General features: G+C 43.5%; 8 protein-coding genes and 1 other annotated feature. Of the genes, 5 read left to right on the top strand and 3 right to left on the bottom strand.

Going from position 1 to position 9,602, the window contains the following annotated elements:
• Positions 1-91 precede the first annotated feature (91 nt).
• Complete coding sequence (locus R2B77_RS02395; protein ID WP_203246602.1) at positions 92-679, bottom strand: tRNA (mnm(5)s(2)U34)-methyltransferase; 588 nt, start codon at positions 677-679, stop codon at positions 92-94.
• Positions 676-1,635, bottom strand: a complete 960-nt coding sequence (locus tag R2B77_RS02390) for a TIGR01212 family radical SAM protein (protein ID WP_203246603.1) — start codon at positions 1,633-1,635, stop codon at positions 676-678. Before R2B77_RS02390 ends, R2B77_RS02395 begins: the two co-directional genes overlap by 4 nt.
• A gap of 146 nt (positions 1,636-1,781) precedes the next feature.
• On the opposite strand from R2B77_RS02390, the gene R2B77_RS02385 reads away from it, so the two are divergent.
• The 5 genes from R2B77_RS02385 (at position 1,782) to leuS (ending at position 7,995) form a co-directional block, all read left to right on the top strand.
• Positions 1,782-2,969, top strand: a complete 1,188-nt coding sequence (locus R2B77_RS02385) for an MDR family MFS transporter (protein WP_203246604.1) — start codon at positions 1,782-1,784, stop codon at positions 2,967-2,969.
• A 92-nt stretch (positions 2,970-3,061) separates the two neighbouring features.
• Entirely contained in the window at positions 3,062-3,748 is a 687-nt protein-coding gene (locus R2B77_RS02380) for a CoA transferase subunit A (protein ID WP_203246605.1), read from the top strand.
• A gap of 19 nt (positions 3,749-3,767) precedes the next feature.
• Positions 3,768-4,433 (top strand): 3-oxoacid CoA-transferase subunit B, encoded by a 666-nt coding sequence (locus R2B77_RS02375; protein ID WP_212391278.1) that lies wholly within the window; start codon positions 3,768-3,770, stop codon positions 4,431-4,433.
• Positions 4,434-4,483: 50 nt separating this feature from the next.
• Positions 4,484-5,251, top strand: a complete 768-nt coding sequence (locus R2B77_RS02370; RefSeq protein ID WP_203246607.1) for a 3-hydroxybutyrate dehydrogenase — start codon at positions 4,484-4,486, stop codon at positions 5,249-5,251.
• A gap of 43 nt (positions 5,252-5,294) precedes the next feature.
• Positions 5,295-5,524, top strand: a binding site (T-box leader).
• A gap of 53 nt (positions 5,525-5,577) precedes the next feature.
• Complete coding sequence (leuS, locus tag R2B77_RS02365) at positions 5,578-7,995, top strand: leucine--tRNA ligase (RefSeq protein WP_203246608.1); 2,418 nt, start codon at positions 5,578-5,580, stop codon at positions 7,993-7,995.
• Positions 7,996-8,236: 241 nt separating this feature from the next.
• Here leuS and R2B77_RS02360 read toward each other — a convergent pair whose 3' ends face one another.
• On the bottom strand, positions 8,237-9,502 hold the full coding sequence (locus R2B77_RS02360; protein ID WP_203246609.1) for a BaiN/RdsA family NAD(P)/FAD-dependent oxidoreductase: 1,266 nt from the start codon (positions 9,500-9,502) through the stop codon (positions 8,237-8,239).
• Between the last annotated feature and the right edge of the window lie 100 nt (positions 9,503-9,602).

Here is a 9,602-nt window from a genome sequence, read left to right as displayed (position 1 = left end):
TAATGATTAGCCTCCTACTCGATCTTTAATTTGTATTTTGTACCATTGAACTGAACGGGTTATTGTTAAATCAGACAACCTTTTTTCTATGTTATTCCACTTGCCTAACCGTTTCAAATTCCTTCATCTTTTCAAGGGCAATGAGGAATGGCGGATTATTGCGCTGATTGAGGATTTCATAGCGGGCAACATGGACATCTGCCTGGTGTAGATTTTTGACATAGGCGAGAAGTGCGTCGCGTTCTTCTACTCCACCTTCATGTCCATCATAGACAGAAATGGCAATAATACCGCCTTTTTTTAGCATGCCTAGCATGATATCAATGGCTTTGATGGTTGAGTTAGGTGTTGTGACGATAGATAGGTCCTCGCTATGTGGTAAGTAACCTAAGTTGAAAACAGCCCCACCGATTTGTCCTTTGACGTATTGTTGAACATTCTCGTGGCTGTCCAGTACAAGGGTAACTCGCTCATTTAAGTCGCCGAGGCGCTTAGTCGTCGCATCGAGTGCAGCTTGTTGGATATCGAATGCGATGACATGCCCATTTTCACCGACAAATTGGGCTAGAAACTCTGTGTCGTTACCATTTCCTGCTGTCGAGTCGATAACAGTTTCTCCTGGAATGACTGTGTCACGGAGTAGCTGTCTAGCGAAGGGCAGAATGCGCAGTAGCTTCATAATACTTCAACCGCCCCTGAAAAATGCTTTCCTTGCCAGCTGCCACGGCGTTCGAGTTCTTTGTCGATGCCGTTTAACACTTCCCACTTCGTGACACTCCACATCGGACCAATCATGAGTTCAATCGGACCGTCACCAGTTATGCGATGAACAATCATTTCTGGAGGAAGAATTTCCAATTGGTCTGCGACAAGATTAATGTATTCCTCTTTTTCAAGGAACTCCAATTGTCCTTTTTCGTATTGCTTGACCATTGGTGTTCCTTTTAATAAGTGCAACAGATGGATTTTGATGCCCTGAACATCTAGCTTTGCCACTTCACGAGCCGTTTCCATCATCATATCGTAATCTTCCAACGGTAAGCCGTTAATGATATGTGTACAGACGCGGATACCGCGCTTGCGGAGTTTTTCTACGCCTTCTACATACAGAGCAAAATCATGGGCACGATTAACAAGCTTTGCTGTTTTTTCATGAATGGTTTGTAGGCCAAGTTCAACCCATAAATAAGTGCGTTCATTTAATTCTGCTAAATAGTCGACGACATCATCTGGCAAACAGTCAGGACGTGTTGCAATCGACATGGCAACGACCCCTTCTTGTGCGAGAGCTGCCTCGAATTTTTCTTTTAGCTTTGGAAGTGGTGCATGTGTATTCGTATACGCTTGGAAATAGGCCATGTATTTGCCATCTTTCCATTTCTTATGCATTCTTTCACTGATTTCTGCGAATTGGACTTCGATGGGATCAACGCGATCACCTGCAAAGTCTCCAGATCCTGCAACGCTGCAAAATGTACAACCCCCGAATGCGACAGTGCCATCCCTGTTTGGGCAATCAAACCCGGCATCCAATGCAACTTTCATTACTTTAAAGCCAAATTCATCTTTCAAGTGACGTGACCATGTATGATATCGTTTCCCTTCAGACGGGAAGGGGAATGTATTAGTGTTCACTTCATTCAACTCCTCTAATAGTACATTGTACCACTTTTATCGAAGGTGCATCATCTGAATTATGGAACATCTTGTGGACGTATTGTTGAATTGTAAAAAAAGGAATACACTCAACTAATAATCGTAAATGAACGGAGGCAGACAATATGCCTAAAAAAGTATGGCTTCTTGTCATTGGGATGTTCGTTAACGTCATTGGAAACTCTTTTCTATGGCCATTGAATACCATCTATATGCATGATTATTTAGGGAAGTCATTATCAGTAGCAGGATTAGTACTAATGGCGAACGCAGGCGCAGGTGTTGTAGGGAACTTACTGGGTGGTTATCTGTTTGACCGTTTTGGTGGCTATAAGTCGATTATCGGGGGAATTCTTATTTCCATCGTCGCGCTTGTTGGCCTCGTATTCCGACATGATTGGTATCCTTATGTCACTCTTTTAACACTGCTCGGCTTTAGTGGTGGAATCATTTTCCCAAGTATGTATGCAATGGTGGGAACGATTTGGCCTGAAGGTGGGCGAAAAGCCTTTAACTCTATTTATCTTGCGCAAAATGTGGGTGTTGCAATCGGACCTGCCCTTGCTGGTTTTGTCGCGGTTGCTAGCATTGACTATATTTTTTCAGCGAATTTGATCTTTTACGTACTGTTTTTCTTTATCGCATTCTTTGGCTATAAAAAACTTGAAATTGCACCAGATAGACATACAAATGTCATTCGAGAGAAGAAGAAAATTAAGCACAAGGCACCTTTCTATGCACTGCTCATTGTCACATCGGGTTATTTGCTGGCATGGCTAATTTATTCACAATGGCCAACAACGATTTCGACACATGCTTTATCGATCGGTGTGACCTTAACAGAATATAGTTTCCTTTGGACCTTGAATGGCTTACTCATTGTTGCAGGACAACCATTGATTAATCCAATTATCAAACGCTTGGAGCATAGATTAAAAGCACAGATTATTATTGGTATTGTCATCTTTATCATTTCATTTTTAGTCGTCAGTTATGCGGGAACGTTTACGATGTTTATCGTGGCAATGATTATTTTGACGTTTGGTGAAATGTTTGCTTGGCCTGCCATTCCAACGCTCGCTAGTAAGCTTGCTCCAAAAGGAAGGGACGGCTTCTATCAGGGCATCGTCAATTCTACGGCAACCATTGGTCGGATGATTGGCCCGTTTGCGGGCGGCGTCTTGGTCGATTTGTATGGTATGCAAGTGATGCTGTTCATCTTGACAGCATTAGTAAGTATTGCCATCATTCCGACACTGCTCTATGATCGACCGCTGAGAAAAGCAAATTATACACCAGAAAACCGTTCATAGGTTTTCTGGTTTTTGCTTATCTACTAACATTGCAAGATCTTGTGTAGTCTGATTTAATTAAATAGAAGAAAGATTTAGAGGGGGATGTACGTATGAAACCGATTTATTCATCAGCAATGGAAGCGGTTACAAACATTGAGGACGGCTCTACGTTAATGGTTGGGGGCTTTGGACTTGTTGGTATTCCAGAACAGCTTATCTTGGCGCTTGTTGACAAAGGGGTTAAGGATTTAACGGTTATTTCGAATAACTGCGGAGTCGATGAGTGGGGACTTGGACTTCTATTGAAAAATAAGCAGATTAAGAAAATGATTGGCTCGTATGTAGGGGAGAATAAGGAGTTTGAGCGTCAAGTGCTGTCGGGTGAGATTGAAGTAGAGTTAACGCCTCAGGGCACGCTCGCTGAAAAAATTCGTGCTGGTGGGGCAGGAATTCCTGCTTTTTACACGCCTGCGGGTGTGGGGACGACAGTGGCAGAAGGTAAAGAAATTCGTGTCTTTGACGGTAAAGAGTACGTCCTTGAGGAATCACTGCGTGCTGATTTTGCTTTAATTCGTGCTGCGAAGGCTGATAAGTTCGGCAACCTTATTTATAATAAAACAGCCCAAAATTTCAATCCGATGATGGCAGCTGCAGGCAAGTTTACGATTGCAGAGGTGGAAGAGATAGTTGAAACGGGTGATTTGGATCCGGCGACAGTTCACACGCCTAGTATTTACGTCCAAGGACTGCTGCAAGCGGTGCAAGAAAAACGTATTGAACGTCTGACGACACGCTAAGGGAAGGGGAATGATGAAAATGACACAAGTAAATGTAAGAGAACGTATAGCGAGACGGGCGGAAAAGGAAATTGAAGATGGCAACTATGTCAATTTGGGGATTGGCATGCCAACGCTCGTCGCAAACTATATTTCGGCTAATAAAACAGTGGTCCTGCAATCAGAAAACGGACTTTTGGGCATCGGACCATATCCAACTGAAGACGAAGTGGACCCTGATTTGATTAACGCAGGAAAAGAAACGGTGACGACGATACCGGGATCGGCCTATTTTACGAGTGCAGAATCCTTTGCGATGATTCGTGGGGGCCATGTCGATGTGGCGATTCTTGGTGCGATGGAAGTGTCTGAAAAAGGCGACCTTGCCAACTGGATGATTCCGGGCAAGATGATTAAGGGCATGGGTGGTGCGATGGATCTTGTGCATGGTGCGAAGAAAATCATCGTTATTATGGATCATGTGGCGAAAGATGGAGCTGCAAAGATTAAAAAAGCTTGCGAACTGCCTCTTACAGGGAAAGCTGTGGTGAATAAAATTATTACGGAGCGAGCGCTAATTGAAGTGACGCCAGACGGACTAGAACTGAAAGAAGTTTTTGAAGGATTCACAGTTCAAGATGTCATTGACTCGACAGAAGCGAATCTCATTATAAAAAATGTGACAGAAAACGTTCGAATCGATTGACATGGAATGAGTGTCATCTACTTTTTACTTGTGATTGAGGGGGAATCATTGTGGTAAAAGGAAAAGTGCTTTTCATTACGGGGGCTGGTCAAGGAATTGGCTTTGAAATTGCTAAAAAGTTCTCAAATGCAGGCGCAAAAGTTGTTCTGACAGATCTTGATGAGAAAAAAGTTAAACAGGCGGCAGCAACTCTCGGAGGCGATACTATCGGATTAGAGTGTGATGTCACCTCTGAATCCGATTTACAGCGAGCGATTGATGAGACTATCAACCAGTTTGGCCGGATTGATATATTGATTAATAATGCAGGGATGCAGCATGTGGCAATGCTCGAAGACTTTCCGACTGAGAAGTTCGAATTACTCGTAAAAATCATGCTGACAGCGCCATTTATCGCAACGAAACTAGTTCTCCCACATATGAAGGGAAATGGCTTTGGTCGCATCATCAATATGTCCTCGATAAATGGACTTGTCGGTTTTGCGGGAAAAGCTGCTTACAATTCCGCAAAGCATGGCTTAATTGGTTTGACGAAAGTGGCAGCATTGGAAACAGCAGCGGATGGTATTACAGTGAACGCAATTTGCCCAGGCTATGTGGATACACCACTTGTACGTAATCAATTTCAAGATTTAGCAAACACGAGAAATGTTCCGCTTGAGTCCGTCCTTGAAGAAGTGATCTATCCGTTAGTTCCACAAAAACGTCTTCTCGACGTGAAGGAAATCGCAGACTTAGCGCTATTTTTGGCGAGCGAGGGAGCAAAAGGGATGACTGGTCAAGCGGTAGTACTGGATGGTGGTTATACAGTACAATGAATACTTGTATTTCACAATCAATTCGGGTAAACTGATACCAATAGCTCTGGCATTGATGAGGAATAGTAATCTTTGCTGTCGATTTTAGAGAGCAGGCGGTTGGTGGAAGCCTGTACGACAGAGATGAACTCGCCTTGGAGCCTGCATTGGTGAATATTGGTTAACCGACTTAACTAGCCCGTGCCGTTTTCCGCGTTAAGGAATCAAGTTGGGCGGTTTTAGCCGTCAATTTGGGTGGCACCGCGGGAGCATGATTTAACTCTCGTCCCTTAAGTTTTTAAGGGACGGGATTTTTTTATTTTCATTTGAAATAGGAGGAGTTTTACATGAGTTACAATCACGGTCAGATCGAGAAGAAGTGGCAGCAGTATTGGAAAGAGAGTCAAACATTTAAAATGACGGATGATCCGTCGAAACCGAAGTTTTATGCGCTAGATATGTTCCCTTATCCATCAGGTGCGGGACTTCACGTTGGGCATCCGCTCGGCTATATCGCAACGGATATTTTGAGTTCTTTTAAACGGAAGCAAGGCTACAATGTTTTGCATCCGATGGGTTGGGATGCATTCGGTTTACCAGCTGAGCAATATGCACTAGATACAGGCAATGATCCTGCTGAATTCACTGCGAAAAATATTGCAACGTTCAAACGTCAGATGAATGACCTTGGTTTTTCATATGACTGGGACCGCGAAATCAATACGACAGATCCATCGTATTACAAATGGACACAGTGGATTTTCATTCAACTGTATAATAAAGGATTGGCTTATGTAGATGAAGTGGCTGTGAACTGGTGTCCAGCACTTGGTACAGTTCTTGCCAATGAAGAAGTCATTGATGGCTTATCAGAGCGCGGTGGGCATCCGGTTGAGCGCCGCCCAATGCGTCAATGGGTATTGCGTATTACGGAATATGCGGATCGCCTGCTTGAGGATTTGGATGAGCTAGATTGGCCGGAAAGCTTGAAGGATATGCAACGTAACTGGATTGGTCGTTCAGAAGGGGCACAGTTGACATTTGATATTGACGGCACTGATTTGTCGTTTGAGGCATTCACAACACGTCCGGATACGATTTTCGGTGCAACTTACGCGGTGCTGGCACCAGAGCATAAATTGGTTGCTACAATTACGACGGCTGATCAACAACAAGCTGTGGAAAAATATTTGAATGAAGTAAAAATGAAGAGTGATTTAGAACGTACGGATTTGGCAAAAGAAAAAACGGGTGTATTCACTGGTGCTTATGCCATTAACCCAGCAAGTGGCGAGAAAATGCCGATTTGGATTGCAGACTATGTGTTGGCTACGTATGGCACAGGCGCAATCATGGCAGTTCCAGCACATGATGAACGGGATTATGAATTCGCGAAAGAATTTAACTTGCCAATCATTGAAGTTGTGGCAGGTGGCGATGTAGCCAATGAAGCGTATGTTGGAGACGGCGATCATATCAATTCAGGCTTCTTGGATGGCTTAGGTAAAGAAGAAGCAATTGACAAAGCAATCGCTTGGTTTGTTGAACAAGGCAAGGGCGAGAAGAAAATTACGTTCCGTCTTCGTGATTGGTTATTCTCAAGACAACGTTATTGGGGCGAGCCGATTCCAATTATTCATTGGGAAGATGGCACAATGACAGCTGTTGATGAAGCTGATTTACCGTTGAAATTACCAGTGACAACCGATATTAAACCGAGTGGTACAGGTGAGTCGCCTTTGGCAAATATTACTGAGTGGGTCAATGTCGTACATCCGGTAACAGGCATGAAAGGTCGCCGTGAGACGAATACGATGCCACAATGGGCAGGTAGCTGCTGGTATTACTTGCGTTACATTGATCCTGATAATACTGATATGATTATTGATCCGGAATTGGCGAAGCGTTGGTTGCCTGTAGATATTTACGTTGGAGGCGCGGAGCATGCAGTTCTTCATCTTCTGTATGCACGATTCTGGCATAAAGTGTTGTACGATATTGGTGTGGTCCATACGAAAGAGCCATTCCAGAAATTATTTAACCAAGGAATGATTCTTGGTGAAGGTAATGAAAAAATGTCGAAATCAAAAGGAAATGTTGTCAATCCTGATGATATTGTTCATTCACACGGAGCAGATTCACTTCGATTGTATGAAATGTTCATGGGGCCGCTAGAAGGCTCAAAAGCATGGACGACGAACGGTCTTGACGGTGCACGTCGATTCCTTGACCGCGTATGGCGTCTGTTGGTCAATGAAGATGGTACATTGAGTGCGAAAGTGAACGGCAAGCCAGGTGGCGAGCTTGAAAAAGTCTATCATCAAACGGTGAAAAAAGTGACCGAAGACTTTGAAGCGATGCGCAATAACACGGCGATTTCTCAGTTAATGGTGTTCATTAATGATGGTTATAAAGCAGATTCGATTCCACAAGAATACGTGGAAGGCTTCGTTAAAATGATTTCACCAGTTGTGCCGCATTTGGCTGAAGAGCTGTGGGAGAAATTGGGTCATAGCGATACGATTACGTATGAAGCATGGCCAACATATGATGAAACGAAATTAGTCGATGATACAGTGGAAATGGCTGTTCAAATTAACGGAAAAGTTCGTGTGAAAATCGTTGTATCGAAAGATGTGACGAAAGATGAGCTTGAAAAGTTAGCCGTGGAAGATGAGCATGTTAAGGAGCTTCTTGCAGGTAAAGAAGTGAAAAAAGTCATCGCAATTCCAGGAAGACTGATTAATATTGTTGTTGCTGGTTAATTAAAGTAAAATCCGCGGGAGAGAATCGTTCTCTTCCGCGGATTTTTTTGTCGTGTAGCTAAATTGTGGGCGTGGCGGTGATAACTAGTTTCAAGGCGGTGATAACGCACTCCGTGGTGGTGATAAACAGTGCCAAGGCGGTGATAATGTACTTCGTGTCGGTGATAAACAGATAAAACCGTAAGAAAGGTGTCCAACAGGTCAGAAATTAGACCAGTGGGACACCTTTTTTTCATGTAGTTTATACTGTTTGTGAATATGCCCCCGCACTCATCCCGGCAATTCGTCCAGTCACTAGTGCAGATGTAATATTATAGCCGCCTGTGTAGCCATGGATATCTAAAATTTCACCGCAGAAATAAAGTCCGTCCTTTTTACGAGATGCCATTGTTTTGGGAACGATTTCTTTCACAGAAACACCGCCACCCGTGACGAATGCTTTTTCAAGTGGTTGCGAACCGTTGACATTCATCGAGAAGGCTTTTAATAATTTTGCCAATGCCCGCATTTTTTCAGCAGACATTTGCGCACCTGTTTCAGCTGGATCAATGCCGGCTCGATCGAATAGGAAGAGCAACCAACGTTCAGGAGTGAGTCCTTTTAACACATTTTTCACCGCTTTTGTGGAATCCTCTTTTAGCATTGCATGGAGCGTTTGAAATACTTTTTCTTCATTCATAGATGGCAATGAATCGATGCGCATTTCAACGGGCTGGTTGCCATTTTTCATGCGTTCTTTGACGACGAATTGGCTACAACGTAAAATGGCAGGGCCACTCAATCCAAAATGAGTAAACAGCATGTCCATTTGATGGGTAATCAGTGTTTTCCCTTTTGCGTTTAAGACAGAAACAGCAACGTCGCGTAGGGCGAGTCCTTGTAACTCTTTTGATACGATGAACGGTGCGTTGGATAGCAATGGTACTTCCGTTGGATAAAGCTCAGTCACTGTATGCCCGGCTTTTTCAGCCCAAGGATAGCCATCACCAGTTGAACCCGTTTGAGGGACTGCTTTTCCGCCAACGGCCAATACGACAGCATGTGAGCGGATTTCCTCGCCAGATTCCAATCGAACACCTAAAATCCGTTCGTCATCCATCAATAGTTTCTTCACTCGTGTTTCTAGTCGCACTTCAACATGTAAGCGATCCATTTCCGCTAGCAATGCGTTGACAACATCTTTTGCATTATTGGAAACAGGGAACATTCTACCATGATCTTCTTCCTTCAAGGCGACGCCAAGACCTTCGAAAAAGTTAATAATATCTTCATTATTAAACACAGAAAATGGACCATATAAAAATCGACCGTTACCTGGAATGTTTTTTACAATTTCTTCCTGCGGTAAGCGATTTGTGACATTACAGCGTCCACCGCCAGAAATCGCTAGCTTGTTGCCAAGCTTTTTTCCTTTTTCAAGAAGTAGTACTTTGCGACCGTTTTCAGCCGCGGCAATCGAAGCCATCAATCCTGATGGACCCCCACCGATGATTATGACGTCATACATATTGGAAACCACACTTTCAGTTTTTCTTCATTATACACAAATTACGGCTAGTCATTGTGAAATGTGTCATCTGGGGGTAAACTGTATGGAGTAGATTTAT

Origin of the sequence: Sporosarcina beigongshangi (genome assembly GCF_033485195.1) — a bacterium.
In the GTDB taxonomy this organism is placed as follows: Bacteria; Bacillota; Bacilli; order Bacillales_A; family Planococcaceae; genus Sporosarcina; species Sporosarcina beigongshangi.
This window is presented reverse-complemented; position numbering and strand designations above follow the sequence as displayed.